The 1,992-nt window shown below is 66.0% G+C and carries 1 protein-coding gene; it reads left to right on the top strand.

Going from position 1 to position 1,992, the window contains the following annotated elements; translation table 11 throughout:
* Nucleotides 1–1,992, top strand: a 1,992-nt coding sequence (locus tag V7067_RS17645) for a glutamate synthase-related protein (RefSeq protein ID WP_334177189.1), incomplete at both ends; no start/stop codon positions are given.

Here is a 1,992-nt window from a genome sequence, read left to right as displayed (position 1 = left end):
CCATTCCGGCGCTGCTGGCCACCGCCGGCGTGCACCATCACCTCATCCGCAAGGGCCTGCGCACCTCGGTGGGGCTGGTGGTGGAATCGGGCGAGCCGCGCGAGATCCATCATTTCTGCCTGCTCGCCGGCTATGGCGCGGAGGCGATCAATCCCTATCTCGCTTTCGAGACCCTTGTGGCGATGCAGTCGCATTTCCCGCAGGAGATCGATGCGAAGGATGTTGTCTATCGCTACATAAAGTCGATCGACAAGGGCATCCTGAAGGTCATGTCCAAGATGGGCATCTCGACCTATCAGTCCTATTGCGGCGCGCAGATCTTCGACGCGGTCGGTCTCAACACCGGGTTCGTCGACCGTTACTTCTATGGCACCGGCACCACCATCGAGGGTATCGGTGTGGAAGAGGTCGCCGAGGAAACGGTGAAGCGTCACGAGGCGGCGTTCAGCGAGGATCCGGTGCTCTCCACCGCACTGGAGGTGGGCGGCGAATATGCCTATCGCCTGCGCGGCGAGGCGCATATGTGGCAGCCGGATACCATCGCCACGCTGCAGCATTCGGTGCGCACCAACTCGTACGAGAAGTTCCGCCACTATACCCGGCAGATCGACGAGGGCGCGGGGCGCTACACCATCCGCGGCCTGTTCCGCATCCGTCAGGCGGCGGAAGTCGGTCACTCGCGTCTCGATCTCAGCGAGGTCGAGCCGGCGGCGGCCATCGTGCGGCGCTTTGCGACCGGCGCGATGTCGTTCGGCTCCATCAGCCGCGAGGCGCACACCACTCTTGCCATCGCGATGAACCGCATCGGCGGGCGCTCCAACACCGGCGAGGGCGGCGAGGAGCCGGAGCGCTTCCACCCGCTGGCCAACGGCGACACCATGCGCTCGGCCATCAAGCAGGTGGCCTCGGGCCGGTTCGGCGTGACGGCGGAATATCTGGTCAATGCCGACCAGATCCAGATCAAGATGGCGCAGGGTGCCAAGCCCGGCGAAGGCGGCCAGCTGCCCGGCCACAAGGTGGATGCCACCATTGCCAAGGTGCGCCATTCCACGCCGGGCGTGGGTCTGATCTCGCCGCCGCCGCACCACGACATCTACTCGATCGAGGATCTGGCCCAGCTGATCTTCGACCTGAAGAACGTGAATCCGAAGGCCGACATCTCGGTCAAGCTCGTCTCGGAAATCGGCGTCGGCACCGTTGCCGCCGGCGTTGCCAAGGCGCGCGCCGACCATATCGTGATCTCCGGCTTCGAGGGCGGCACCGGCGCTTCGCCGCTGACCTCGCTGAAGCACGCCGGCTCTCCGTGGGAGCTGGGCCTTGCCGAGGCGCACCAGACGCTGGTGAAGAACGGCCTGCGCTCGCGGATCGCCTTGCAGGTCGATGGCGGCCTGCGCACCGGACGCGACGTGGTGATCGGCGCGCTGCTGGGTGCCGATGAATTCGGCTTCGCCACGGCGCCGCTGATCGCGGCCGGCTGCCTGATGATGCGCAAGTGCCACCTCAACACCTGCCCGGTGGGTATCGCCACGCAGGACCCGGTGCTGCGCAAGCGCTTCAAGGGTGCGCCGGAGCATGTCATCAACTTCTTCTTCTATATCGCGGAAGAAGTGCGCGAGCAGATGGCGGCGATGGGCTTCCGCACCTTCGACGAGATGATCGGCCAGAGCCAGATGCTGGACCAGACCCCGCTCATCAACCACTGGAAGGCGCGCAAGCTGGACGTCTCGGGCCTGTTCTACCGGCCCGATGCCCCGGCCGATGCGATCCGCCATACCACCGTGCAGGATCACCCGATCGCCACCGTTCTGGACCGCCGCCTCATTGCCGAGGCGCTGCCGGCGCTGGAGCGCGAGGAGCCGGTGAAGATCAAGACTTCGATCTGCAGCGTGGATCGCTCCGCCGGTGCCATGCTCTCCGGCGAGGTCGCGCGGCGCTATGGCAATGCCGGCCTGCCGGACGACACCATTCAGGTGGAACTGCGCGGCACGGCCG

Origin of the sequence: Pseudoxanthobacter sp., from assembly GCF_036822375.1 — a bacterium.
In the GTDB taxonomy this organism is placed as follows: Bacteria; Pseudomonadota; Alphaproteobacteria; order Rhizobiales; family Segnochrobactraceae; genus Pseudoxanthobacter.
Note: the sequence above shows the minus strand (reverse complement) of the source record. Positions and strands in the feature narration are given on the sequence as shown.